Source organism: Sulfurimonas sp. (assembly GCF_023228785.1).
Classification (GTDB): domain Bacteria; phylum Campylobacterota; class Campylobacteria; order Campylobacterales; family Sulfurimonadaceae; genus Sulfurimonas.
In genome coordinates this window covers 1-24,008 of sequence record NZ_JALOAN010000035.1, presented here as the reverse complement: position 1 = coordinate 24,008, position 24,008 = coordinate 1, and the positions used below count along the sequence as shown (strand labels likewise).

The 24,008-nt window shown below is 34.0% G+C and carries 26 protein-coding genes and 1 pseudogene; 14 read left to right on the top strand and 13 right to left on the bottom strand.

Annotated features, from left to right (window positions below; all coding sequences use genetic code 11):
• Positions 1 to 277: 277 nt before the first annotated feature.
• From M0Q24_RS09170 to M0Q24_RS09145, 6 genes are all read right to left on the bottom strand, one after another.
• A complete protein-coding gene (locus M0Q24_RS09170; RefSeq protein WP_295049974.1) occupies positions 278 to 1,252 on the bottom strand; it encodes a hypothetical protein in 975 nt (324 codons plus the stop codon).
• Positions 1,245 to 1,883: a Crp/Fnr family transcriptional regulator gene (locus M0Q24_RS09165; RefSeq protein ID WP_295049971.1), complete on the bottom strand. Its 639-nt coding sequence runs from the start codon at positions 1,881 to 1,883 to the stop codon at positions 1,245 to 1,247. The genes M0Q24_RS09170 and M0Q24_RS09165 overlap by 8 nt, the downstream gene beginning before the upstream one ends.
• Positions 1,884 to 1,911: 28 nt before the next feature.
• Complete coding sequence (locus tag M0Q24_RS09160; RefSeq protein ID WP_295049969.1) at positions 1,912 to 2,346, bottom strand: hypothetical protein; 435 nt, start codon at positions 2,344 to 2,346, stop codon at positions 1,912 to 1,914.
• An 83-nt stretch (positions 2,347 to 2,429) separates the two neighbouring features.
• Positions 2,430 to 3,548 carry a cell division protein FtsZ gene (ftsZ, locus tag M0Q24_RS09155; protein ID WP_295049967.1) on the bottom strand — a complete coding sequence of 373 codons (1,119 nt, stop codon included), beginning with the start codon at positions 3,546 to 3,548 and terminating at the stop codon, positions 2,430 to 2,432.
• 11 nt (positions 3,549 to 3,559) lie between these two features.
• Positions 3,560 to 4,924, bottom strand: coding sequence for a cell division protein FtsA (gene ftsA / locus M0Q24_RS09150; protein WP_295049965.1), 1,365 nt, complete (start codon positions 4,922 to 4,924; stop codon positions 3,560 to 3,562).
• A 1-nt stretch (position 4,925) separates the two neighbouring features.
• Positions 4,926 to 6,392, bottom strand: a complete 1,467-nt coding sequence (locus tag M0Q24_RS09145; protein WP_295049964.1) for a peptidylprolyl isomerase — start codon at positions 6,390 to 6,392, stop codon at positions 4,926 to 4,928.
• 167 nt (positions 6,393 to 6,559) lie between these two features.
• Here M0Q24_RS09145 and M0Q24_RS09140 point away from each other — a divergent pair, with 167 nt between their 5' ends.
• Complete coding sequence (locus M0Q24_RS09140) at positions 6,560 to 7,858, top strand: adenosylmethionine--8-amino-7-oxononanoate transaminase (RefSeq protein ID WP_295049962.1); 1,299 nt, start codon at positions 6,560 to 6,562, stop codon at positions 7,856 to 7,858.
• Here M0Q24_RS09140 and M0Q24_RS09135 read toward each other — a convergent pair.
• From M0Q24_RS09135 to M0Q24_RS09125, 3 genes are all read right to left on the bottom strand, one after another.
• Positions 7,842 to 8,285, bottom strand: coding sequence for a heme-binding domain-containing protein (locus M0Q24_RS09135; RefSeq protein WP_295049960.1), 444 nt, complete (start codon positions 8,283 to 8,285; stop codon positions 7,842 to 7,844). The two genes, M0Q24_RS09140 and M0Q24_RS09135, sit on opposite strands and share 17 nt — an antisense overlap.
• Before the next feature lie 71 nt (positions 8,286 to 8,356).
• Positions 8,357 to 8,845 (bottom strand): SprT-like domain-containing protein, encoded by a 489-nt coding sequence (locus M0Q24_RS09130; protein ID WP_295049958.1) that lies wholly within the window; start codon positions 8,843 to 8,845, stop codon positions 8,357 to 8,359.
• Between the two features lie 4 nt (positions 8,846 to 8,849).
• On the bottom strand, positions 8,850 to 9,179 hold the full coding sequence (locus tag M0Q24_RS09125) for a hypothetical protein (protein WP_295049956.1): 330 nt from the start codon (positions 9,177 to 9,179) through the stop codon (positions 8,850 to 8,852).
• Positions 9,180 to 9,468: 289 nt separating this feature from the next.
• Here M0Q24_RS09125 and htpG point away from each other — a divergent pair, with 289 nt between their 5' ends.
• Positions 9,469 to 11,361, top strand: a complete 1,893-nt coding sequence (htpG, locus tag M0Q24_RS09120) for a molecular chaperone HtpG (RefSeq protein WP_295049954.1) — start codon at positions 9,469 to 9,471, stop codon at positions 11,359 to 11,361.
• A 27-nt stretch (positions 11,362 to 11,388) separates the two neighbouring features.
• Here the strand turns inward: htpG and M0Q24_RS09115 are convergent, their stop codons facing one another.
• Positions 11,389 to 11,562 carry a hypothetical protein gene (locus M0Q24_RS09115; RefSeq protein WP_295049952.1) on the bottom strand — a complete coding sequence of 58 codons (174 nt, stop codon included), beginning with the start codon at positions 11,560 to 11,562 and terminating at the stop codon, positions 11,389 to 11,391.
• 63 nt (positions 11,563 to 11,625) lie between these two features.
• Here M0Q24_RS09115 and M0Q24_RS09110 point away from each other — a divergent pair, with 63 nt between their 5' ends.
• Positions 11,626 to 12,141 (top strand): thermonuclease family protein, encoded by a 516-nt coding sequence (locus M0Q24_RS09110; protein ID WP_295049950.1) that lies wholly within the window; start codon positions 11,626 to 11,628, stop codon positions 12,139 to 12,141.
• 2 nt (positions 12,142 to 12,143) lie between these two features.
• Here the strand turns inward: M0Q24_RS09110 and M0Q24_RS09105 are convergent, their stop codons facing one another.
• Both M0Q24_RS09105 and M0Q24_RS09100 read right to left on the bottom strand, forming a co-directional pair.
• Positions 12,144 to 12,440 (bottom strand): hypothetical protein, encoded by a 297-nt coding sequence (locus M0Q24_RS09105; RefSeq protein WP_295049948.1) that lies wholly within the window; start codon positions 12,438 to 12,440, stop codon positions 12,144 to 12,146.
• 54 nt (positions 12,441 to 12,494) lie between these two features.
• The gene (locus M0Q24_RS09100; RefSeq protein WP_295049945.1) at positions 12,495 to 12,785 is read right to left on the bottom strand and encodes a DUF3817 domain-containing protein; all 291 of its coding nucleotides are present in this window, start codon (positions 12,783 to 12,785) and stop codon (positions 12,495 to 12,497) included.
• Between the two features lie 150 nt (positions 12,786 to 12,935).
• Between M0Q24_RS09100 and M0Q24_RS09095 the strand changes: the two genes are divergently transcribed.
• From M0Q24_RS09095 to M0Q24_RS09085, 3 genes are read left to right on the top strand one after another with little or no spacing between them, the layout of a single operon-like run.
• A complete protein-coding gene (locus tag M0Q24_RS09095) occupies positions 12,936 to 13,169 on the top strand; it encodes an OadG family protein (RefSeq protein WP_295049942.1) in 234 nt (77 codons plus the stop codon).
• Between the two features lie 8 nt (positions 13,170 to 13,177).
• Positions 13,178 to 14,974, top strand: a complete 1,797-nt coding sequence (locus tag M0Q24_RS09090) for a biotin/lipoyl-containing protein (protein ID WP_295049939.1) — start codon at positions 13,178 to 13,180, stop codon at positions 14,972 to 14,974.
• Positions 14,975 to 14,977: 3 nt separating this feature from the next.
• On the top strand, positions 14,978 to 16,294 hold the full coding sequence (locus tag M0Q24_RS09085) for a sodium ion-translocating decarboxylase subunit beta (protein ID WP_295049937.1): 1,317 nt from the start codon (positions 14,978 to 14,980) through the stop codon (positions 16,292 to 16,294).
• A gap of 41 nt (positions 16,295 to 16,335) precedes the next feature.
• On the opposite strand, the gene M0Q24_RS09080 is transcribed toward M0Q24_RS09085, so the two are convergent.
• Complete coding sequence (locus tag M0Q24_RS09080) at positions 16,336 to 17,313, bottom strand: chemotaxis protein (protein WP_295049933.1); 978 nt, start codon at positions 17,311 to 17,313, stop codon at positions 16,336 to 16,338.
• Between the two features lie 114 nt (positions 17,314 to 17,427).
• Here M0Q24_RS09080 and M0Q24_RS09075 point away from each other — a divergent pair, with 114 nt between their 5' ends.
• The 8 genes and pseudogenes from M0Q24_RS09075 to M0Q24_RS09040 form a co-directional block, all read left to right on the top strand.
• Positions 17,428 to 18,225 (top strand): HlyD family secretion protein, encoded by a 798-nt coding sequence (locus tag M0Q24_RS09075; RefSeq protein ID WP_295049930.1) that lies wholly within the window; start codon positions 17,428 to 17,430, stop codon positions 18,223 to 18,225.
• Positions 18,226 to 18,801, top strand: coding sequence for a molybdopterin-dependent oxidoreductase (locus M0Q24_RS09070; RefSeq protein WP_295049928.1), 576 nt, complete (start codon positions 18,226 to 18,228; stop codon positions 18,799 to 18,801).
• The gene (locus M0Q24_RS09065; RefSeq protein ID WP_295049925.1) at positions 18,794 to 19,978 is read left to right on the top strand and encodes an aspartate aminotransferase family protein; all 1,185 of its coding nucleotides are present in this window, start codon (positions 18,794 to 18,796) and stop codon (positions 19,976 to 19,978) included. Before M0Q24_RS09070 ends, M0Q24_RS09065 begins: the two co-directional genes overlap by 8 nt.
• Positions 19,935 to 21,131: a TolC family protein gene (locus M0Q24_RS09060; protein ID WP_295049923.1), complete on the top strand. Its 1,197-nt coding sequence runs from the start codon at positions 19,935 to 19,937 to the stop codon at positions 21,129 to 21,131. The genes M0Q24_RS09065 and M0Q24_RS09060 overlap by 44 nt, the downstream gene beginning before the upstream one ends.
• On the top strand, positions 21,131 to 22,135 hold the full coding sequence (locus tag M0Q24_RS09055) for an SAM-dependent methyltransferase (RefSeq protein WP_295049976.1): 1,005 nt from the start codon (positions 21,131 to 21,133) through the stop codon (positions 22,133 to 22,135). The genes M0Q24_RS09060 and M0Q24_RS09055 overlap by 1 nt, the downstream gene beginning before the upstream one ends.
• 27 nt (positions 22,136 to 22,162) lie before the next feature.
• A complete protein-coding gene (gene hemH, locus M0Q24_RS09050; protein WP_295049919.1) occupies positions 22,163 to 23,113 on the top strand; it encodes a ferrochelatase in 951 nt (316 codons plus the stop codon).
• Positions 23,114 to 23,115: 2 nt separating this feature from the next.
• On the top strand, positions 23,116 to 23,745 hold the full coding sequence (locus tag M0Q24_RS09045; protein ID WP_295049915.1) for an HAD family hydrolase: 630 nt from the start codon (positions 23,116 to 23,118) through the stop codon (positions 23,743 to 23,745).
• A gap of 41 nt (positions 23,746 to 23,786) precedes the next feature.
• Positions 23,787 to 24,008 (top strand): annotated as a pseudogene (locus tag M0Q24_RS09040) (hypothetical protein); the annotation flags it as partial.

Here is a 24,008-nt window from a genome sequence, read left to right as displayed (position 1 = left end):
TGGTAAGTATGTCTTAGTAGCACGGATAACATCTTGTTCTGTTAAGCCTCTTTTCTTCATTATCTCTTGTAGTTCACCACCAGATGCAGCCGATGCGACTGTTGCAGCTAATGTAGTACCTAAAAGAACTGAAGCAAGCTTATTGAAATGCTTAGTCATTTTCTTCTCCTTAAAGTTCCTTTGAATATACAGAATATACCCAAATGATTCGCAATACTATTATATTTTTAAGGTACATAATTTGACTAAGGTCAAATTATATAGTTAATTTTGAAATTTATTTAAGTTTAAGAAGGCAGGTAGAAACAAGAGCGTCTAAGTCTGATTTTAAGTCTTGTAGTTTCTTTGCGGAAGTGGTGAGTTCTTCAAGTGAGTCTATAAGGGCATCTTCTTTTTTAGTTAGCTCTTTATCTATTGGAAGAGACTCTTGCATAGTATAGATTAGTTCTAATAAATTTTCTATATTGTTCTCAACTTGATATAAAGAGCTAAAAGAGTGTTCAATAGAGTGACTTGAGTTTTCAATAGATCTATTTATTTTTTCTATAAGAAAATTAAAGTTATTACTAGCTTGTAATATCTCTTTATTGTCATTTTTTACTTTTATAGGTTCTAATTCTTTGATACTTGAATTTGTGATGATTCTTTTTGAAGTTAACAGAAACTTTTGCATAAAATAGAGTAGACTTTTTAACTGAGTAAAAAGATAAAACAAAAGCATGACAAGTACTACAAAAAGTGTATATTGCAGCGTTCTAGAGCTATGATTATTTTTTTCATACTCTGTGTTATGCATCTTAATGAGTTCATCAAATTTTACAACTAGTTCTATATTTGCATGATATATATCGTTTACCATTTTTTCTAATAATATATTTGAGTAGGGTGAAGTTATTTTAGATTTGTCTCTAAATGTTTGAACAAGTAGATAGAAATTATTCCATAGCAAATTTATATTTTGGGTTTTATTAGTGATTTGTACAGATTTCCCTTCTTCTATTAGACCTTGTCTATCTTTCATATTTTGCACAAATATTTTTATAGAAGTATCTAACTCTTTTGTTGAAGTGTTTCGATTTTTATAAATAAAAAAAATATTTTTAGCAATATCTTGTGTAAAGGCTTTTTGGGAGTTTAAGAGATCTAAAAAATTATTGTTAGATCTGTTTTGTTTTGAAATCTGGCTAGTGAGCAGACCTAGAGTGATGGAGAGTATAAAAATAAGTATACCTACTACTTTTATCTTAGTCATTTGCTACTTCCTTTAGTGCATTTGCATCTAGTACCTTAATTTGACCATGTATTATATCAATAATATTATTTCTTCTAAGTCTATTTAAAACACGCGATAAAGTTGCTGGTTGGATGTGAAGTATTAAAGATATATCGTGCCTTTTTAGTTTGTTAAACATTTCTAAATCATTGTGAAGCATCATAGATACTTTTTGAACTGAGTCATATATAAACTCTCTATTTATTAAAGATTGAAGTTTTTGAGATCTAGCATTTACCTCACAAGAGAGTTCTAAACAGAGCTTATGTTTATCCAAAAAATTTGATTTGAAGAGTTGGTAGTCGATGTTTAAGACTAAAGAATCTTCAACCATAGAGATGTTAGAAAAGAAATTGAGAGTAGAACTTTTAAAGCTTTCTATCTCTGTGATTAGTGAGTTTTCATATATATAGTAGAGAAAAATTTCATTTGAGTGTTTGTCTATTTTATAAGATCTCGCTAATCCACTTATAAGAAACTCTAAGTTTTGGCTATCTTGGTTTTCATAATGAAGTACATACTCATTTGCATAAGCACTAAGTGAACAAAAAGAAGATAAAAGCTCTATTTCTTTAGTATCAAGAGAACTAAAAAATTCTAATGATTCCAAGATCTCCTTGATAGACAACTCTTTTATCCTACTCTAAAACAACAGGGCAATCTTCTAGTGAGATGTTAAACTCAAAAAGCTTAGCTTTTGACTTTGCACTTATGTAAACATATGAAGTATCAATACCAGCTTGTAAAAATTTATAAGTTGTTTTACAAACACCCATAGTTACAGCTTTTTTCATTCTTGTTCTATCTTCTTTTTTTACAGCTTCATCACTCTTTGAGCCAGTATTTATCTCAAAAGTATATATAAGTGTAGCATCGTCATTTTTTATAGATGTAAAAGTTGTATATTTGTCTATTACTTGAGGGAGCGATTTAGATGTTTCTTGTACTACCATTTCTGCTATGGTTACATTTTGAGACTTCATCTCTTTTTCGGGAAGTACGCCAGTTCTTGTTTGTATTTCAGATGAAAGTAGTAGCGTAGACAAAGCTAGCATAAAAAATATTTTGTTCATTGTTTCTCTCTTTATTAATTATATATAAGTAAAAAAATAGGCTTTTGATATCATTCAATGAAGCCATAAGACAACAAAGATTTTTAATCTTGTTGCTGTCTCATATATGATGGAATATCTAAGTAGTTCTCATCATACTCACCGCCAACTACTAGCTTTGGACGAAGTTTGATCTTTGCTTGTGGAGCTTCACTTATGAAGTCTTCGTTGTTAGAGCCAGTGCTTATCTCTTTTTCAAAACCTGTTGCAATTATAGTTATTTTTATATAGTTTGGTTCAATGCTAGCATCTGTAGATGTACCAAAGATAACCTCTGCATCTTCGTGAGCACTCTCGTGTACAACATTCATAGCATCTGAGATCTCCATAAGAGGAAAATCTGGATGCATTTTAAAGTGAACTAAAACACCCATAGCACCATTTATAGTCATGTTGTCAAGTAGAGGTGACTCAATTGCAGCTTTTATAGCTTCATAAGCAGCATTTTCACCCTCATATTCACCCACACCCATAAGTGCCATACCTTTATGACTCATAACAGTTTGCAAGTCTGCAAAGTCTAGATTTATGTCATTTTCTCCACTTGCAAGGATTACACCTGAAGTTCCACTAACAGCTTGAGCTAAAACACTATCAACTATCTTAAAGCTCTCTTTTAGTCCAAGTCTTCTATCTATAATGGAGAGCAGTTTATCATTTGGAATAACAACTATAGAGTCACTTTCACGCTTAAGCTCTTCAAGTCCGGCTTCAGCTAGTTTAAGACGTTTTTTACCTTCAAAAGAGAAAGGTTTTGTAACTATAGAGATAGTTAAAGCCCCAACTTCCTTTGCTATTTGAGCAATAACAGGAGCAGCACCAGTTCCAGTTCCACCACCTAGGCCTGCTGAGATAAAAACTATATCAGCCCCATCAAGAGCAGCTCTGATTTCATCATAACTCTCTAGTGCTGAGTCTTTTCCAATATTTGGCTTCATGCCAGCACCTAGACCCTTAGTAAGCTTTGTGCCTATCTGGATCTTAGATGAACTCTCAGCTTCATATAAAACTTGGGCATCAGTGTTTATCATAATCATTTCGATGCCATGAACACCTTCTTTAATCATATGCCCGATCATGTTACCACCACCGCCACCTACGCCTACTGCTATTATTCTTGCTCCACTTAGGTTGCTTGCTTCTTCAATTACATATGGTTCCATAATCTTACTCCTTAAAATAGCTGGGTTGCCCAGTTCCAAAATTTACTAAAAATACCAGCTTCATCACTTTTTTTATCTTTCTTAGATCCCAAGGAGATCATTTTTTCTTCTTTTTCTTGCTCTTCTTCAGTTGAAGGTGCGATAGGGATCTCATTCTCAGCAGAGAAGACTACCTTGCTTTGCGAAGCAGGTGTCTCGTTTGAGTGTCGAACTCTTTTGTTTACATCTATCTCATAAGGAGTATAGTATTTTGCACTATACATTACTAAGCCGATAGCGCTTGAGAACTCCGCACTTCTTAAGTTCTCAAAAAGTCCATCCATCTCTATAGGACGAGCAAGACGAACAGGAACTGAACCAAAGGTAGCCACAGCTAACTCTCTTATACCCTCCATCTTTGAAAAACCACCAGTTAAAACTATACCTGCCCCTAGCTGATCTTTAAGACCACTATTTTCAATAAACTGAGCTAGTATCATAAGCGTCTCTTCAACTCTTGCAAAGATAACATTGTGAACTACTTCAAGAGATACCTCGTGAGTAGTGTTTTCATCTCCTATAATAGGAAGCTCTATAAGTTCATTACTAGGTGCTAAAAGTGAACCATAGCTCAGTTTTACACTATCAGCGATATTGAGCGGAGTATGAAGAGCCATGGACAAGTCACTTGTTACATGGTTAGATCCAACTCCTAAAAAGTCGTTATATCTGATGGAATTTCCAGAATGGATAGTGATATTACTAGTGTTTCCACCCATATCAATAACCGCAACGCCTAGTTCTTTCTCATCAGGATTTAGTGTTGCAATAGAAGACGCATAGCCATTTAAGACTACATTTTCTACTTCTACGCCTGCTCCACGAACAGCTTTTTTAAGGTTGTTTAGATTTGACTTTTGAGTAGTTATGATGTGAGCTTCAACTTCAAGTCTTGAAGCGTTCATACCAAGCGGATCTTCTATAAAGTCCTGATCATCTACTTTAAAGTTATAAGGAAGAGCGTGTAGTATCTCATATTCGTTTGGAATGTTAGCGTTATAAACAGAAGTGTTCATAACTCTCTCTATCTCTTTAAAACTTACTTCTTTGTTTTGGATGTTTACTATACCGTTTGAGTTTAGACTTTTAGTATATGCACCAGATATAGAGACTATAGCGGTTTTTACGTCACTACCAGATACTCTTTTTGCATCATTTATTGCAGTTTTTATAGACTTTGAAGCTAACTCTATATTTGTTATGCTTCCTCTTTTTAAACCTTGTGCTTTAGATATTCCAGCACCTGTTATGGATACTGAATCATCATCGGCAATCTCAGCAATGATAGCGCATATTTTTGTGGAACCAATATCTATGGCTAAAACAGTTCTGCTCAACTTAGAGTCCTTGAATAAATATCTCTGATTTGTACTTATTTTGGAGGTTTTTAACTAAACCTTCATTAAATAAGTTGCCCTTTATTCTAACGATAGGATTGTTAGAATTGTTATTTGTATTGTTAAGCAGTTTTTGTTCCAATATGTTATAGAGAACAATTTTTCCACTATTTAAAGAGATAAAACCTCTTTTTTGCTTTGTTGCAAAAAGAGCATTTAAAAATTCATTTGCTTCTGCTTCTTCTAGGTTTGAGATCTTGTTAGCATCTTGGTTTGTTATAAAGTCTGTAGAGTCACCTTTAAATGTCTCAAGAGAGTTCTTAGCTAATTCTAAGAGCTTGTTACTTTTTTGCTCTTGAACAAACACAGGTAAAATCTCTTCTTTAGCATCTTCATAACTTTTAACACTAGATGGAATAGTTTTTATTAACTCAAAAGTAAAGTACTCATCTGAAACTAAAATAGGCTTTAGCAATGGAGAAGTAGGAGATGTTTTTGAAATAGCCTCTAAAACTTCATCACTATAAGGATTGTTTGATGTAGATATAATAGTAGTAGTTACTTCTACATCAGGAGCAAGTTTCCCTTTTTTGTAATCTATATAAGTTCTAAGAGCTGCATCTTTAGTTGCCTTTGCATCAAGTTTAGCTATAACAGATGCTTTTGCACCTTCAAGTGGAAGGATTTTACCATCTGAGTCTTTGAGATGGGTCTTGTTATCGTTATAATATTCCTCTATCTCTTGATCTTCATATTTACCAGATATTCTTGATTGCTTAATAAATTTAACTTCATACATGACTTCACTCATAAAGTTTTGTTTGTTTTTCTCCCAGTAAGGCATAAGAGTTTCGTCTGAAGTATTAACTGATATTTTTTCATCACTTACAACTTTGTACTCTATTTTATCTGCTATATTTAGTATATTTTCTATGATATCTAGTTCGTTTTTACTTACATCTATTGGCAGTAAAGCTAGAGTCTTTTGGATTAAAAGTTCTTTTTTTATATCTGCTTCGTACTCTTTTGTAGTTAAGTTGTTTCTTGATAAGACTTGCTTGTAGATCTCTTTGTCAAAAACACCATTTTTAAAGAAAAACTCTTTAGTTTTGAGTCTCTCCAAAATCTCTTTTTCACTTACATCTAAGTCATAAGAGATTCCAAGATTTAAAACTAAGGCTTGATCCATGAGTTGTTTTAATGCTTGTGATTGTAGTCCAAAGCTTTTTGCTTTTTCTTCATCAAAGTTACCTTGAAACATCTCGTTGTACTGAGCATAAAGATTTGAGTAGGTTTTTTGAAGTTCCCCTATAGTTATCTCAACATTTCCAACCTTTGCGGCAGCTCCAGCCTTATCTCCATAAGAGTATTGTCCCCAGCCAACGAATCCTGCTCCAACAAAAGCTATAGTTGAGATCCAGATAGTTACGATGAGATATTTTTTATGTCTTTGCATCCATGTAATCATGTATTGTTACCTTAATGTGCGATATTTTCGTAATTCTATGTAAATTCTCATTAAACCTTGATAAAAGGATTGTTTAACTTATTTATACATAAAATACAAAAATATTTTAAGTGCGTTTTTTTGATTATGTTATAGTGGGTTTTTAAAATAAAAAGGTTTATAAATAGATGAAAAATGAAGAATTAAAAAAAAGAGATCTAGCTGTTTTGTGGCATCCTTGTACACAGATGAAAGATCATGAGACACTTCCACTTATTCCCATAAAAAAAGCCTATGGGATCTATCTTGAAGATTTTGAAGGAAATATTTTTATAGATGCTGTTAGTAGTTGGTGGGTAAATATTTTTGGGCATACAAACGCTTATATAAATGAGAAAATAAAAGAACAGTTAGATAGCTTAGAACACGTCATTATTGCTGGTTTTACGCATGAGCCAGTTGTACGATTATCTGAGAGACTTGTTAAAATAACACCAGATGGACTAAATAAGTGCTTTTACTCTGACAATGGATCAAGTGCTATAGAAGTGGCTCTAAAGATGAGTTATCACGCTCACAAAAATGATGGTAAAGTTGGCAAAGATATATTTGTTTCACTAACAAACTCTTATCATGGTGAGACTATTGGAGCTTTGAGTGTTGGAGATGTAGAACTTTATAAGCGTACTTATGAGCCACTTTTGCTAAAAACATTGCAGACTCCAGTTCCAAGTGATGCTACAACTTTAGCAGCAAAAGAGGCGGCTGAGATCTTTGAAGAGTTATGTAAAGAAAAGTCGCACGAGATAAGCGCCATCATACTGGAACCACTTGTCCAAGGTGCGGGATACATGCACATGTATGATAAAGAGTTTTTAGTTTTAGTCCGTGAGATTTGCTCACGGTACGATGTGCACCTCATAGCAGATGAAGTTATGGTTGGTTTTGGGCGAACGGGAGGACTTTTTGCTTGTGAGAGTGCTGGGATTACACCTGACTTTATGGTACTCTCAAAAGGACTAACTGGTGGTTATCTTCCTCTTTCAGTTGTTTTAACCTCAGATGATATCTATGCTAAATTTTATTGTGATTATAATGAACACAAAGCATTTTTGCACTCTCACTCATACACGGGAAATGCACTGGCATGTGCGGCTGCAAATGCTACTCTTGATATCTTTGAGAAAGATGATGTGATAGAGCAAAATAGAAAAATTGCAAAGTATATGGGCGAGAAACTAGAGAAGTTCAAAGAGCTTGAAAACGTAGAGTCAATTAGGCAAACTGGCATGATATGCGCCATCGACTTAAAAGGTTACAAGAGTGAAGATAGAGTAGGGCTTAGAGTCTATACTTATGGACTTGAGCATGGAGTACTTCTAAGACCACTTGGGCATGTAGTCTATTTTATGCCACCTTACATCATCACAAATGAGGAGATAGATAAGATGATGGATGTAGCTTATGACGCTATCTCTGCTCTTTAATCATCTCTATCTCATCTTCAAACCACGATAAAAGTAGCTCTTTTTCCTCTTTAGAAAGGTTTGCATTTTCATGGGCAAAGCGGTAACTTGGAAGTGCCATTCTCTCACTTTTAGTAGTAACGATGGCTCTTTTTAGGCGTTTTTCTTTTATCTCTTTGTCAATGCTGTTATAGTTTGAGAAGTTTATAGCCCTTCGTCCATCATTTACATGAGATGTTACAAAAAATGAAAAGGGAGCAATGGAGGCGTAGATGGGCCATTTCGTTTCATTTGAGTGGCAATCATAGCAACCTTTTTTTAAAATCTTCACTACGCTTGGATCTCTATTTAGTGCATTTTCTGGGTCAATTGGTGGATTTGTTTTCTCTAGTGGAATTAGTTGCAGTAAGAGTAAAAGGGCTACAAAAGTAAAGATGATTTTTTTCATATTTTCTCCAAGGTTTTAGTAGTTTAGGATTGGACTATGTCTCTCAAAGAGGTAAACTAAAATTATATCTTTTAAAACGGGAGTTTTCCCATCACGACATCGTGGCTATTTACATACTGCTCGCACTTTAGACCACCAAGTTTCACACAAGAGGCTTGCCACTCTTTTGAGTGACCATCGCCTCGCTTAAAGTTTTGCAGTTTAAACATAAGTGCGTGAGCATATTCGTGAGCTATAACATTATCTACTATATAGTCCATGCTCTCTCGCATCACTTTTTTGTTAAGATAGATCTTTATCTCACCATCTTTATAAGAGGTGAGTCCGTAGAGTCTACCCTTAAACTCATCTGTAACAATAAGAGGGACTTTAAAACTAAAACCGTAATTTTTTTGCATCAAAAAAAGCACTTCTTGCTCTTTTTGAGCTATGCGATCTTTGTAGCTTTGTGGAATGTCGTTTGTTTTAAAACTATAGTCATCATAGTAGTTTTTTGCTAAGACTAAAGATGCTAATACTATGATGCCTAAAAATAGTAGTTCAAACTTTTTTATAAACATAGTATTACAACACTTCTAGATCTTTGTTTGTTGTCTCAAAACAAAATTCTCTAGCTACAAACCAGTCAGCTATCTCTTTGTCGCTATATTGGTATTCTCTTTGTTTTGGAGGAATGACACTGTTTCTGATCTTAGATCTAACTATGCCCATCACGATATAACTAGCTATCAAAGATGCAATAGCTATGAAGTAATCCTGCAAATACCAGATAATAAGTGCGATAATATATATACCAAATTGTAAAAATATTCTTATAAAGAAAGAGATAAGTTTACACTTCTTTGAGTGCAGTTTTGGTGTAGATTCAAGCATTTCTAAGATTTCATGATTCACTTTTATGCCTTGTATTTTTAAAGTTATAAAATTGAGTGTAATGAACAATTATTAAGCTAGATCCTGAATCAAGTTCAGGATGACGTGTGTTCCGCCATTCCGTGCTTGACACAGAAATTAGTTTATAGATTAATTCAGATGGTTCAATTATATCTAAACTATCTAAACTCTACGAAGTACTTAGAGACTAAAAATAGATGAGTCATATAGACTAAAGGTTTTTGATATCATTTACAACTATTAACTTTTTTTCGATAAGATATCTAAAATTTAAAAAAGGACATTTAAAATGGCAAAACATCAGTTTCAAACAGAAGCAAATCAAATACTAAACTTAATGATACACTCACTATATTCAAACAAAGAGATATTCCTTCGTGAACTTGTCTCAAATGCATCAGATGCGCTAGATAAACTAAATATGTTAGTTTTAACAGATGAGAAGTACAAAGGTGTAACTTTTGCTCCTAGAATCGATATCGTAGCAGATAAAGAGGCAAAAACTTTAACTATCAAAGACTCTGGTATCGGTATGAATGAAGAAGATTTGATGAATAATTTAGGGACAATTGCAAAGTCTGGAACAAAAGCATTTTTAGAAAACCTAACTGGTGATCAAAAACAAGATTCCAACCTAATTGGTCAATTTGGTGTTGGTTTTTACGCTTGTTTTATGGTTGCATCTAAAGTAGAAGTTACAACTAAAAAAGCAGGTGAGACGCAAGCATTTTTATGGACAAGTGCTGGTGATGGTGAGTTTGAGATAGCAAAAGGCTCAAGGGATTCTCACGGAACTACTATAGTTATGCATCTAAATGATGATGAAGAAGAGTTTTTAGAGACGCATAGAATAGAGAGCATTATTAAAAAATACTCAAATCACATTCCTTTTGCTATTTTTATGGATAAAGAGAAGCATATTCCAGCTGTGACTGATGATGATGGAAAAGAGACCCAGCCATCACGCACAGAAGTAGAAAATACTCAAATTAACCGTGCAAATGCACTATGGACGATCTCAAAGAGTGAGATAAAAGATGAAGAGTACAAAGATTTTTATAGCTCTATCGCTCACTCATCAGAAGAACCATTGACATGGATGCACAACAAAGCAGAGGGAGCTATAGAGTACACAACACTTTTTTATGTTCCAAGTAAAGCACCTATGGATATGTATAGAGTTGATTACCAAACTGGAATCAAACTATATATTAATCGTGTCTTTATTACAGATGATGAAAAAGAGTTGATGCCAACTTATCTTAGATTTTTACGCGGTGTGATCGACTCAAAAGATCTACCTCTAAATGTTTCTCGCGAGATTTTACAATCAAACGCAGTAATGAATAAGATCAAAAATGCTTCAGTTAAAAAAGTTCTCTCAGAGCTAGCAAAAATGGCTAAGAAAGATCCTGCAAAATATGAAGAGTTTTTCAGTGAGTTTGGAAATGTCTTAAAAGAAGGTCTCTATAGTGATTTTGGAAATCGTGAGAAGATCTTAGAGCTTATGAAGTTTAACACTTTAAACTCTAGTGAAAAAGTGATGATAGAAGATTTTGTTAAAGGAGTAGATGAAGAGAAGAAAGAGATCTACTACATAACTGGAAAAACATCGCTTTCAATGTTAAAAGCATCTCCAGCACTAGAGAAATTCAAATCTCGTGGTATTGATGTTTTAGTATTAAATGAAGAAGTTGATACTATCATTTTCCCAATGGTAACTGACTATAAAGAGTACAAACTTATCTCAGTTACAGATGCAAAGTTTGAAGAGAGTGAAGATGAGAAAAAAGAGCAAGAAGAGGTTGCAAAATCTTTTGAAGGTTTAGCAAAAGAGTTTAAAGCGGCTCTTGGTGATGCTGTCAAGTCAGTTGAGACTACATCGGATCTTGTTGATTCACCTGTTAAACTAAAAGAAGACAAAGAAGATCCAGCTTATATGATGGCTCAAATGATGAAGCAAATGGGACAAGATACGGGAGCACCTGCACCTGCACCAATTTTACAAATAAATCCTAAGCATGAACTTCTTATAAAATTGAAAGACTCTGCGGATCAAAATCTTATAAACGATGCTGCTCATGTTCTACTTGACCAAGCAAAACTTTTTGATGGCAAGGAACTTGATGATACAGCAGGTTTTATCGCAAGATTAAATAGAATTATCGCTAAAGCTATATAAGTTTAGAATGTGAGTGCATTTACGCACTCACTTTTTTTTATTTACTGAATCAGAAACTTTTTCAAGTAAACCTTGAGGCAACTTTTTAAAAGTTGGATTTTTATCCTCTAGAGGAAGTGCAAAAGCTAAAATGATAAAAACAAATGAAAAAACTACCCCACCCAAAATACTAAGGATAAGCTTTAGTTGAAAATCATTCATGCAGTTTTACACCTTTGTAGAAATATTGTAAGATTTTTAAATTATATCATGTTAAAATAACATATGCTAAAAAAAACAAAGATTTTCATCACGCTTATACTTCTTAGTTTATCTCTAAACGCCAAAGAACCACTACTTGGAATTTTAACCTCTGTAAACTCAAATGAAATCCAATCTTTTAACATATCAAAGTGCGATCTAACTTGTAGACCTTACGGTGTTTTGACACTAGAGAGACTCTATGAGATCTCTGAAGATAACTCGGTTTGTAGAGAAAAAATAAGAAGTATTTATGCTAAAGATCCAAACCTTAAACACTTCGCTCAAAGACTCTTAGAAGTACAGCAGAGATATCACATAAGACCAAAAGAAAAAGGTGAGTGTGTTTTGTATGCTAAAGGGCAGTTGACTCTCTCAGAACTTCTTTTAGCTAAGGGTTTAGCACTAGTAAAGCCACTATTTGATGATAAAGAGTTTAGAGACGATTTTAGTGTGGCTGAGAGGAGAGCAAGGTTAGATAAAAGAGGTTTATGGATGGAAGAGATTTTTGAGATATGTGCGGCTAAGCTTTATGAATAAGCCTAGCTCTGTTTGTTTGTCATATAGATCCAAAACTCTTTATGGGAGTAGCCTCTGTTTAAAAAGTAGATTTGCAAAATCGCTACTCTATAGAGTGTGATAAGCATCTTTGCAAAAGGAATAAAAAGGCTTAAACTTACAATCAAAGACTGCTCTTTATCTCCTTTTGATGTCATCATCTCTTGCATACCGATATTTTTACTAAGATATATGCCAAAAAGTATAGAAAACAAGAAGTTTAGGCTTAGTCCAAAAATAATATAGGCTACGAAATCTTGCTCGTGCATTCCTGCTATCATAGTCTCTCCATAGATTTGAAATTTGAATTGTATTTTATCAAAATATTTCTTTTGTTATTCATAAGATTTTATTCTATTTTTTGTAAAAAAAGTTCCAAAAGGAAGAAGTGAAGCTATGAAAAAAATAATACTCTCACTAAATGACCACTTTGCATCTTGCCACGCTTTTACTAATAATATACAAAATATTATAAAGAGTATCCCATGAATCATACCTACAATTTTTACCGCCATAGGATAGCCAAGCATGTACTTCATCGGCATTGCTACAAATAACAAAAGAAGGTAAGAATAGCCCTCTATTGTGTTAATATATCCGAACTTTTTTACACTGTTTTTTATCATTTTTTCACTTTGAGGTTTAATTTTGAGGCAATTATATAATCAAAAAGTAACAATAGTACAAGTTTGAAAATTTACCGAAGATGACAAAACTTTATTTAAACATCTTTACACTATAATTTTGTGCTAAATTGTAATAACAAAGGTAGATTTATGGAAACTAACCTCATAGTAGAGGGTTTTAAATTTATGGCTTTAGGAATGGGTACTGTTTTTCTTTTTCTGATCACATTAATTGTGTTGATGAACATTATGTCAAAAGTACTACATAAGTTTTTTCCTGAACCATCAGCTGCAAGTTTAGAACCACAAACGCCAAATCAAAAAGACAATAAAAAAATTATTGCCGCCATTAGTGCCGCGATTTCTCACCATAGACAAGGTTAAGGATTAGAATGAGTAAAAAGTATATAGATGTAATGGATACAACATTTAGAGATGGTTTCCAGTCAGTTTTTGGCGGTCGTGTACTGATGGATGATTTTTTTCCAGCAGTAGAAGCAGCCAAGCGAGCAGGAATAAACCATTTTGAATTTGGTGGCGGTGCAAGATTTCAATCTTTGTACTTCTATTTAAGAGAAGATGCCTTCGAGATGATGGATAAGTTTCGTAAGATTGTTGGACCTGACGCAAACCTTCAAACGCTAGCTCGTGGTGTAAACACCGTTATGCTTGACACTGGATCTAAAGAGTTAATAGATCTACATGCAAAAATGTTTAAAAAGCATGGAACTACAACTATTAGAAACTTCGATGCACTTAATGATGTTGAAAACTTAAAATACTCAGGTGAGAGAATTTCTCATCATGGACTAAAACATGAAGTAGTTGTAACTATGATGGATCTTCCTCCAGGATGTCATGGTGCTCATACTACTGAGTTTTATGAAAAAACTCTTCGTGAGATTTTAGATAGTGGTATCCCATATGATAGTATCTGTTTTAAAGATGCATCTGGAACTTCAAATCCTCAAAAAGTATTTGATACTATCAAAATGGCTCGTAAGTTAATTCCTGAGGGAACTCACCTAAGACTTCATACTCATGAGACTGCAGGTGTTTCTGTTTCAGCTTATATGGCAGCACTTGAAGCGGGTGTTGATGGTATAGATATGGCAGCAGCTCCAGTTAGTGGTGGAACAAGTCAGCCAGATATCTTAACTATGCTTCACGCTACAAAAGGTATGGATTATGATCTCGGTGGATTAGAGATTGGTAAGATTTTGACATATGAAAAAGAGTTACAAAGATGCCTAGCAGACTATTTCATGCCTCCTGAAGCTACTATGGTTTCTCCTATCATTCCATTTTCTCCAATGCCAGGTGGCGCATTAACAGCAAACACTCAAATGATGCGTGATAATAATATCTTAGATAAGTTTCCAGAAGTAATTGCGGCTATGACTGAGGTTGTAGAAAAAGGTGGTTATGGAACATCTGTGACTCCAGTATCTCAGTTTTACTTCCAACAAGCTCTAAACAATGTTATGCAAGGACCATGGAAAGCAATAGCTCCAGGTTATGGAAAGATGGTTTTAGGTTACTTTGGTAAGACTCCAGTAGCACCAGATCCTGAAGTTGTAAAAATTGCATCGGAAAAATTGGGCTTAGAACCAACTACACAAAAAGTTCTTGATTTAACTGATGCTGATGAGAGTAAATCTTTAGCGACTTGGATTAAAAAGCTCAAAGAAGAAGATATAGAGATAACAGAAGAAAATATCTTCATAGCCGCTGCTTGTCAAGAAAAAGGTATACAGTTTTTAAAAGGCAAGGGCGAATTAAATGTTCGTAAAATATCAGAAATGAAAAAAGATTGCAAAGGAAGTTCAAGTATGGGTAGTGGAAATTATACAGTAGTAGTGGATGGTCAAAAGTTTAGTGTTCAAGTAGCAGAGGGTGACGCAAATATTGAAGTCACAGCAGTAGATGGTGAGAGCATAGCTCCGGTTGAAGCTCCAGCTAAAGCAACAGGGAATGAAGTTTCTATTAAAGCACTTTTACCAGGAAATGTTTGGAAATTAGTAGCAACTCCCGGTCAAAGTGTTAATGAGGGTGATGTTATCTTAATATTAGAATCTATGAAAATGGAAATTGATGTTGTAGCTCCTCGTGGTGGTGTTGTTAAGTCTATAAATGTTGCTACTAATGACAAGGTAGTTGAAGGTCAAGTCGTAGCAGTATTAGGATAGACGATGAGATTTTTTCTTATAAAAATACTTGCACTCCTACTTTTTAGTTTTGGTGCCTTACATGCCAGCCCTAGCGAGGCAGCTAAAGGCTCAACACACAAAGAAGAGACTTATCAAACTAAGCCTCTTGGTGAAATGATTACCGGATTTTTGGCATCTACTGGTTTAAACGCTCTTATAAATCCAGACCCTAATGAGAAAAATGCTCATGGTGAAGATATGAGTGATTTTAATAAATCTTGGGGTCGTGTGATTATGGTTTTAATCACATTTTTACTCTTCTATCTAGCTATTAAAAAGGGATATGAACCTCTAATCCTTTTACCGATTGCATTTGGTGGACTTTTAGCCAATATTCCAGTTGCAGCAATCGCTGGAGAGCATGGTTTTTTAGGTGTTATATATAATATGGGACTCGCAAATGAGTTGTTTCCCATCATCATCTTTATGGGTGTTGGAGCTATGACTGACTTTGGTCCACTTCTATCAAACCCTAAAACTGCACTTCTAGGTGGTGCTGCACAGTTTGGTATTTTTGGAACACTTGTTGGTGCAGTGGCACTCTCACAAATGGGCTTTGTTGATTTTACTCTTCAACAAGCTTCAGCTATCTCTATAATCGGTGGAGCAGATGGTCCAACTTCCATCTTTATAGCCACAAAACTAGCCCCTGAACTTCTTGGTGCTATCGCAGTTGCGTCTTACTCATATATGGCTATGGTTCCTATCATCCAGCCTCCAATTATGAAAGCACTAACTACAGATGCCGAGAGAAGAATCAAGATGACTACACTTCGTCATGTATCTCGACTAGAGAAGTTGATATTTCCTATCATGGTTTTAGTCTTGGCTATCTTAGTTCTTCCGGCTGCTACGCCACTTATCGGTGCGTTTATGTTTGGTAACTTCTTAAAAGAATCAGGTGTTGTTGAGAGACTAAATGACACTCTACAAAATGCACTTATAAACATTGTAACGATCTTTTTAGGTCTTGGTGTTGGATCAAAACTAGCATCAGATCAGTTCTTAGTTCCTGATACTATGTTTATTATGGTTCTAGGTGTTATCGCCTTTTCTGCTGGAACTGCTGCTGGTGTTATTATGGCTAAGATTATGAACCTGTTTCCAGGACATAAGATAAATCCTCTTATCGGTTCAGCGGGCGTTTCTGCTGTTCCAATGGCTGCTCGTGTATCAAACAAAGTTGGTATGGAGTATGACCGCACAAATATGCTTTTGATGCATGCAATGGGTCCAAATGTTGCGGGTGTTATCGGTTCAGCTGTTGCAGCTGGTGTTCTTATCTCGCTATTTCAGTAATAGAGTTCTTTTACTCATCCAAATGATGGATGAGTAAAATATTATTTAGCTTTTATAGACTCTTTAAGTTTTAAAACTTCTTGAGTATTCATCGCTTCTATAATAAGAGGTATAACATTATGACTCTTTGTCTTATCTATAAATCCATTCGCACCTAAAATTTCCGCTTCTCTTTTGTTGTTACTTCCAGTCATTGAAGAGTTTACTATGATAGGGATCTTTTTTGTTCTTTGTTCATGTCTAAGAAGTTTTATAACCGTAAAACCTGACATTTCTGGCATCTCTATATCTGTAATAATAGCTGGAATTACAGATGGATCTTGCATTTCTAAAACATAATCAACTAATTTTTTTCCATTATCAAACATTTTCATATTTATATTTGCATTTTTAAATATATGAGAAAGATGTCTTTGTGCAGTTTTAGAGTCTTCAGCGATTAAAACAGTACCTTTTAATAGTTTTGTAGGTATATCTAACTCTGTAAGGTTCATAGGAGATTGTGTAACATCAACCATGGCTTGTGGAACTACATCTGCTAAAAGTTTTTCATAATCAAGTATAAGACATAAACTACCATCTTCGAGTCTAGTATCATTCATAACAACGCCATCATCTTTTAGTCTATAACTATCAGGTGCATGCATCTCATTCCAGTTTTTCTTTATAACTCTATATGCTGACATGATTCTAAGACCAATAATAATACCATTAAAATCACAAATAAGAATGTTTGATTTTTTAATCTCTTCTCTTGTAAGAGTTGTACCCAACCATTCCGGTAAGTTTAGTATAGGTATTTGAAGACCACGAAGTATAATGGTTCCCTCAAGTAGTTTGTGAGCTGATGGAATTTGGGTTAGAAAGTGATTTTTAGACTCAACAACTTCTCTTGTCTTAAATACATTTATTGCATAATAAGCAGAATCTTTATGATTGCTAATTCTAAAAACTAAAAGTTGAAGCTCATTATTTTTAGCTAGATTTGTAGTAGAATCAACTTTGGACAGAACTGACATTGTTACCCCTTGAATTAAAACTTTGTCAATAATAGCGAAAATATGATGAAAATATGCTTGAATATTAGCCATGAAATGGTAAAATACTTCGAAATTTAATAAAGGTTTTTAAAAGTGAAAATATTAATGATTATGATCTTAGCATTTACTCTATCATCTGCAAAAATTTACTATTCAAAAGTCGAGCCTTACGAGATTAGAGATATATCTTCAAATGTTTTAGGCTTAGTACTTTTTATAGATGAAGATATGATTGGAAAGAGACTTGGCACAAAAGCCTATATACATATAGATGATGAGTTAGATGTAAAAGAATTGGGCTTTATAAAAGATAAATTAGAATATCTGCACAACATAGTTAAAGTAAATGAAGATGTTTTGATAAACTTGGAAAATTCTATCCAAAGAAAGAGAGAAAACTATAAAAAGATCCAAGATTTGAAGTTTAAATCTACAGTTGAGAAAGATAGAGAATTTCATGAACTAATATCAAGTGAGAATCAATATTTAAGCACACAAAAAGAGATCTTAAACTTAAAGGTTCAAATAGCAGACTTAAAACTAAGACAAGCTCGACTTTTGCGAGATGTAAAAGATAAAAATCTTAAAAATGAGGGTTTTATACTTTATGATATTTTAGTAAAAACTGGTCAAGTTGTAAATATTTCAACTCCTCTTGCAAAGGTGGCCGATGTAAGCAAAGCAAAACTTAGCATCTATCTTGATGAGTCCGATGTGGATGGCGCAAAAGAAAAAATTGTATATATAGATGGTCAAAAAACTGATTATAAAGTCTCAAGACTACTTAAAATTGCAGATGCAAAAAATATCTCAAAATACTTAGCACAAATCATAATAGACTCTCCAAAACTCTTCTCAAAGCTTGCCACTATAGAGTTAAAAGACAACTAAATGCAAAAAGATATAAAAGAATCAGATGTAGTTATTTTTTGGGGAAAAAGTCCAGATCTAAGTAAACCAGAGTTACTAGAGGAATTGAAAAATAAAAAAATCATAGTGATAGATCCTATAAAAACAGAGGTTGCAAAGATTGCAGATCTACATATCTCTATAAAAGCAAAGGGGGATTTCTTTCTTGCAATGCTTCTTTGTAGGTTCTTACATATTTATGACCACGCAGATGAAGATTATTTACAAAAACATACAGATGGATTTGAAGATTTTTATGAGTTAACTCAATCTATTCGAATAGTTTCTACTCTTAAAGAGATAGATGTTGACCTGGGTGAGATTGAGAGAGTGATTGAGCTTGTAGAGAGTAAAAAAGTAGCTATAGTTTGTGGTGCTGGTGTGCAAAAGTGTATAGATGAAGCTGATATTTTAAGAGCGATTGATGCTTTTGGAGTTATGCTTGGACTATTTGAAGATGATAGTTTTGACACTCCATCTGGTAAATTTGAGTTTTTAGATGAGCATGATTGTACATTACCATCAAAATTAGATTTTTTAAGGAATAAAAATGAGTAATACAAAAGAGTTAGACAAAAAATATATACTACCAACATACGCAAGAGCAGATGTGGAGTTTGTAAGTGGAAGCGGATCTAGACTAGTTGATGCTAATGATAAAAAATATGTTGACTTTGCATCTGGCATCGGAGTAGTAAGCGTTGGACACGCAAACAAAAGAGTAAATGATGCTATAACAAAGCAAATCTCAAAACTAACACACACCTCAAATCTCTACTATATAGCATCTCAAGCAGAGGCTGCAAAAAAGATAGTCGAGTCAAGTGGATATGACATGATGTGTTTTTTTGGAAACAGCGGAGCTGAAGCAAATGAAGGGGCTATTAAGATAGCAAGAAAGTTTGGAGAAAGAGATGGTGAAGTTAAGAGATATAAGGTTATAACTCTTCAAAACTCATTTCATGGAAGAACTATCACTACTGTAAAAGCAACAGGACAAGAGGCTATGCATAACTATTTTGGGCCATATCCTGATGGATTTGTATATGCAAATGATATTGAGCAAGTTGAGTCGCTTTTAGACAATCATACAGTAGCCGTTATGATAGAACTAGTTCAAGGTGAAGGCGGAGTAGAACCTCTAGATAAAGAGAGAATTCAAGTACTAGCAAAGATGTTAAAAGAGAAAAACATTTTACTTATAGTAGATGAAGTACAAACTGGAGTCTATAGAACAGGGAAGTTTTTAGCATCTAATGTTTATGAGATCGAGCCAGATATCATAACTCTTGCAAAAGGATTGGCTGGTGGTGTTCCTATCGGTGTTGTTATGACATCACTTAAAGAAGTTTTCTCTCACGGAGACCATGGATCTACTTTTGGTGGAAACTTTTTAAGCTCAAGTGCTGCTTGTGAAGTTATAGATATTTTAGATGAGTATGCAAATAGTGGAGGGCTAAAAGAGATAACTGAGTATTTTAACCTTAAACTTCAAGAATTTTGTAACTCACACAAGCAAGTCTTTACTTCTAAAGTTGGCATTGGTATGATGTGTGGACTAAGAGTAAGAGACGCAGCTACTTTAGCAAAAGTCATCTCAAATGCAAGAGATGAAGGTGTCATAGTACTTAGAGCGGGGAGAAATACTCTTAGATTTTTACCACCATTAACTATAACAAAAGAGGAAATAGATGAAGGTTTCATATCTCTTAATCGCGCTGTCACTTCTTTGTAGTTCAGTTTTTTCGCAAGAACACCTTGAAGCGTATATATCGGACAATAAAAAAGAGCAGTTTAAGCATGACTACGACAAAGTAGAAGCCCAGAGTTCAAAGCTTCGCGACTCTTGGATAGCTCCCTTGAACTTGCAATACAGCTACTCTAAAAGTAACCCTTATGAAGATGAACAAACTGCAGAAAATGCTGCTGTGAAAATGGATCAACCTATATTTGCTAGTGGTGGTATCTACTACGGTATCAAGTTTGCAGAGGCTTCAAGGATCTACTCAAACTACTCCATAGAAGTTGCACAAAGAAAGCTAGTAAAAGATGCCATTTCACTTTTGATGCAGATAAAGCAGATGGACTTAAAGATAAAAAAACAAGAGCTACAGATAAAAAATTCTGAGATAAATTTAGCTCAAAAGCAAGAGCAATACTTAAATGGTCAACTTGATTCTGGCTTTTTGGATAATGCTATCATTGAGAGAAATGTAGTTACTCAAACTCTTTATGATATACAAACAAACAAAGAGCGACTCATCTCAAAGTTCAACGCTATTAGCGATATGTCCTATGAAAATGCAGAGGTTCCAAGCTTAGAGAGTTTAACAAAAGAGCAGTTTTTAGCTAACAATATTGTGTTAGACATGTCTAGTAGTGATATAGATAAAACTAGATATAACAAAGATGTAACAACTGCTAAATATTTACCACAAGTGAGTTTTACAGCAGGATATAACTGGAATAAAAGTGATGCCAAATATAAATTTGGGGCAGATAATGAGCGAGATTACTATGACTATGGTATTAAAATCTCTATGCCTCTTGATATAAACACTTTTAGAGATATAGAAGTCTCTCGCATAGACTATTTAAAGTCTAGTCTTGTTGTAGAAGATAGAAGAAGAGAACTTAAATCTCTTTTTGAAGAGGTGATGCAAAACATACAAAACTTTGAAAAAAAGATGATTTTGAGTGATGAAAATAGAGAGCTTTATGAGAAACTTCTTTTTGAAACAAAAGAGATGTATAGTGCTGGATATAAGACAAGTTACGATGTAGATCTACTAAAAAACTCTGTAGTTATCCAAACTATAGATCTTAAAATATTCGAGATAGATAAGCAGTTAGAACTTCTAACACTATATGAAATGTATAAAAGATGATTAGATTTAATGAGTATATGAGTGAGTGGCTCTATAGTGATGATGGATATTATGCGACTTATAAGGCTATCGGAAAAGAGGGCGATTTTTACACCTCAGTAAGTACGAGTAAGTTTTTTGGTGGAACTATTGCAAAACATATCATCTCTTTAGTAGAGGAGGGTTTTTTAAGTAAAGATGCAGTTATTTGTGAGATAGGTGCACATCATGGCTACTTTTTAGCCGATATGATAGAGTTTATCTACACTCTAAGACCAAAACTTTTAGATAGTTTACAGTTTGTTATAATTGAGAGATTTGATTCACTTCAAAAAGCCCAAAGAGAGTATTTTAAAGAGTCCTTTGGAGACGCTATAGATCTAACACACTACAGATCTCTAAGTGAGCTTAGATGTAAAGAGGCGTTTTTTATAGCAAATGAGATCTTTGATGCATTTCCTTGTGAGCTTTACTATAAGGGCAAAACTGCAAGAGTGGATGCTCACAATATTGAGTTTGATATAGAAGACGCTAGTGTTGATACAAAGGCTAAAAAGTACAAAAAAGATAGAGGTGAGATAGCTGTGGGCTATGAAGAATTTGCTCTTGAGATGGCTAAGAGTTGTGATAAGTTTGAGTTTATGAGCTTTGACTATGGCGAGATGGCAGCGCGTCCTGACTTTTCCATAAGAGTCTATGAAAAACACAAAACTATCCCTTTGTTTGATGAGGAGATAAAAAGAGATGAACTTTTTAAAAACTCAGATATAACTTATGATGTCTGTTTTGCTCATGTAAAAGATGCTTATGAAGAAGTTGGAATAGAGTTTTTAGAGCTAAAGGCTCAAATGGTAGCCCTTGTTGATATGGGTATCTTAGATCTTTTGGAGATATTAAAAGAAAATGCCGATGAGAAGATCTATGAACAAGAACTTCAAAAAGTAAAGATGCTAATTATGCCAAATTTTTTGGGTGAGAGATTTAAAATGGTGCGCTTTAGAAAGAGTATATGTGCTAGTATTTGATGGTTTTCAAGCCAAAGAGGGTTAAAAATGAAAAAAGAAGCTGTAGTCTTGTTAAATATGGGTGGTCCAAATAACCTAGAAGAGGTTGAAGTCTTTTTAAAAAATATGTTTAACGATAAAAATATCTTAACCATGAAGAGTAATCTTTTGAGAAAGTTTGTAGGTGGAATGATAGTTTTTACAAGAACAGAAAATTCTCAAGATATTTATCGCCAGATTGGTGGTAAATCCCCAATAGTTGGTCATACAAAAGAGCTTGTTAAAAAACTTCAAGATAGACTTGGTAGTGATGTAATGGTGGATTTTGCTATGCGATATACTCCTCCGTTTGCTAAAGAAGTTATAGAGAGAATAAACAAAGAAGAGATTGAGAAGATCTATCTCATCCCTCTCTATCCACAATACTCAACGACTACTACAAAATCTTCATTAGAGGACTTTGAAGAGGTTTATCATGTAAGTGGATCTGATGCTATCTTGGTTGAGATAAAGCATTTTTTCCAAAATGAGAGCTATAACAAAGCTGTTATCTCTAGGATAAAAGAGCAGATGCAAGATGCTAAGTATGAAGAGTTTGATATGATTTTTTCAGCTCATGGACTTCCTCAAAAGATAATAGATGCTGGGGATGTTTATGAGAGACATATTAAAAAGCATATAGAAATTTTAAAAAAGAAATTAAAAGAAGAAGGAATGAACTTTCATGAAGTTCATCTAGCATATCAGTCAAAAGTTGGACCTATGGAGTGGCTAAAGCCCTCACTTGGTGATAAACTTGGAAACATCAAAGACAAGGGCGTTGTGATATTTCCTATAGCTTTTACAATTGATAACTCTGAGACGGATTTTGAGCTTGAGATCGAGTATAGAGAGATAGCAGAGGAGCTTGGTATTAAAGAGTATAGAGTGTGTAGATGCCCTAATGATAGTGACTTTTTTGTAGATGCGTTGCAAGAGATATATGAGAGGATGAGATAGTTATGAAAGTAGTTATTTTTGATATGGATGGAACGCTGATTGATTCTAAAAAAGATATAACCATCTCTGTAAATTATATAAGAGAGATGCACTATGGACTTGAGCCTTTGAGCGAAGAGTATATAGTTGAAGTTATAAATATGGAAGTTAGAAACTTGCCAAAACTCTTTTATGGGACAGAACATTATGAAGATAGGGATAGAGAACTCTTTGAAGTTCACTACGCCAATCAATGTGTACAAAACCCATATCTTTACGACGGTATAAAAGAGACTTTAGAAGATTTAGTGGACTCAAATGTAAAGATCTCTGTAGCTACAAATGCACCAACCCCTTTTGCAAAAAGAATGCTAAAACATCTTGGTGTTGATGAGATGTTTGATATTATCATTGGAGCTGACAATGTTAAAAACTCAAAACCAGATCCACAGATGCTTCATCATATCTTGAACCATTATAAATATGATGAAAAAAAAGATATAGCTTGGATGGTTGGAGATAACTCAAAAGATATGCTTAGTGCCAAAGCTGCAGGAATAGAGTCTATGTTTGCAACTTGGGGATTTACACCTAAATCAGAGCATGAGATAGTTGTTTATGAGCCAAAAGAGATACTAGGCATCGTTTTATAAATATATGATAAAATAAGCTCAAATTATATTAAGGGTATGATGTGTTTGATAATGACTTGCTTTTAGCTTTTGTATTTATGGCGATTCTTTTTTTAAGACAGATATCTATATTAAAACATCCAAATAAAATAAATTATGCACCGCTTATGATAGGTGTGGGAGCTATTAGTAGCGTTGTTCATTTTATAATCCATCCAGATGTAACAAATGTTATTTTACTTCTTAGAGAGTCTTTTCTGCCGCTTTTAGTTTCACTTCTTTTA

Bases quoted from the DNA above. Each gene is read 5' to 3' on its own strand.
- M0Q24_RS09170 (WP_295049974.1), bottom strand. From the start codon at position 1,252: ATGACTAAGATAAAAGTAGTAGGTATACTTATTTTTATACTCTCCATC.
- M0Q24_RS09160 (WP_295049969.1), bottom strand. From the start codon at position 2,346: ATGAACAAAATATTTTTTATGCTAGCTTTGTCTACGCTACTACTTTCA.
- ftsZ (WP_295049967.1), bottom strand. From the start codon at position 3,548: ATGGAACCATATGTAATTGAAGAAGCAAGCAACCTAAGTGGAGCAAGA.
- M0Q24_RS09145 (WP_295049964.1), bottom strand. From the start codon at position 6,392: ATGATTACATGGATGCAAAGACATAAAAAATATCTCATCGTAACTATC.
- M0Q24_RS09140 (WP_295049962.1), top strand. From the start codon at position 6,560: ATGAAAAATGAAGAATTAAAAAAAAGAGATCTAGCTGTTTTGTGGCAT.
- M0Q24_RS09135 (WP_295049960.1), bottom strand. From the start codon at position 8,285: ATGAAAAAAATCATCTTTACTTTTGTAGCCCTTTTACTCTTACTGCAA.
- M0Q24_RS09130 (WP_295049958.1), bottom strand. From the start codon at position 8,845: ATGTTTATAAAAAAGTTTGAACTACTATTTTTAGGCATCATAGTATTA.
- htpG (WP_295049954.1), top strand. From the start codon at position 9,469: ATGGCAAAACATCAGTTTCAAACAGAAGCAAATCAAATACTAAACTTA.
- M0Q24_RS09115 (WP_295049952.1), bottom strand. From the start codon at position 11,562: ATGAATGATTTTCAACTAAAGCTTATCCTTAGTATTTTGGGTGGGGTA.
- M0Q24_RS09110 (WP_295049950.1), top strand. From the start codon at position 11,626: ATGCTAAAAAAAACAAAGATTTTCATCACGCTTATACTTCTTAGTTTA.
- M0Q24_RS09105 (WP_295049948.1), bottom strand. From the start codon at position 12,440: ATGATAGCAGGAATGCACGAGCAAGATTTCGTAGCCTATATTATTTTT.
- M0Q24_RS09100 (WP_295049945.1), bottom strand. From the start codon at position 12,785: ATGATAAAAAACAGTGTAAAAAAGTTCGGATATATTAACACAATAGAG.
- M0Q24_RS09095 (WP_295049942.1), top strand. From the start codon at position 12,936: ATGGAAACTAACCTCATAGTAGAGGGTTTTAAATTTATGGCTTTAGGA.
- M0Q24_RS09090 (WP_295049939.1), top strand. From the start codon at position 13,178: ATGAGTAAAAAGTATATAGATGTAATGGATACAACATTTAGAGATGGT.
- M0Q24_RS09085 (WP_295049937.1), top strand. From the start codon at position 14,978: ATGAGATTTTTTCTTATAAAAATACTTGCACTCCTACTTTTTAGTTTT.
- M0Q24_RS09080 (WP_295049933.1), bottom strand. From the start codon at position 17,313: ATGTCAGTTCTGTCCAAAGTTGATTCTACTACAAATCTAGCTAAAAAT.
- M0Q24_RS09070 (WP_295049928.1), top strand. From the start codon at position 18,226: ATGCAAAAAGATATAAAAGAATCAGATGTAGTTATTTTTTGGGGAAAA.
- M0Q24_RS09065 (WP_295049925.1), top strand. From the start codon at position 18,794: ATGAGTAATACAAAAGAGTTAGACAAAAAATATATACTACCAACATAC.
- M0Q24_RS09060 (WP_295049923.1), top strand. From the start codon at position 19,935: ATGAAGGTTTCATATCTCTTAATCGCGCTGTCACTTCTTTGTAGTTCA.
- hemH (WP_295049919.1), top strand. From the start codon at position 22,163: ATGAAAAAAGAAGCTGTAGTCTTGTTAAATATGGGTGGTCCAAATAAC.
- M0Q24_RS09045 (WP_295049915.1), top strand. From the start codon at position 23,116: ATGAAAGTAGTTATTTTTGATATGGATGGAACGCTGATTGATTCTAAA.